Genomic DNA, 258 nt, shown 5'->3' with positions numbered 1-258 from the left:
CGATTTGATTGACGAACTACTGGATGCTGAACGGGAAATATTTTGCGTTGATCATGTCGTAGGTCCCGTCCGCCTTGATGCTCTTCAACGCTTCGTTCAGGCGCGCAAGACGCTCCTTGTCATCGAGGCGCAGCGCGATGCCGGCACCCTCACCGAAGTATGTGATGTCGACCAGATCCGGTCCTTTGAACTCGCAGCAGCTTCCTGCCTTGGTGTTGGCAATCCAGTCGTAGATGGCGAGTTTATCCTCGAGGATAA

1 pseudogene is annotated in these 258 nt (G+C 53.9%); it reads right to left on the bottom strand.

Features of this window, described 5'->3' with window-relative positions:
- Positions 1-16: 16 nt before the first annotated feature.
- Positions 17-258 (bottom strand): annotated as a pseudogene (locus tag AF337_RS05600) (amino acid ABC transporter); the annotation flags it as partial.

Origin of the sequence: Rhizobium ecuadorense (assembly GCF_001187535.1) — a bacterium.
Taxonomy (GTDB): Bacteria; Pseudomonadota; Alphaproteobacteria; order Rhizobiales; family Rhizobiaceae; genus Rhizobium; species Rhizobium ecuadorense.
This window is presented reverse-complemented; position numbering and strand designations above follow the sequence as displayed.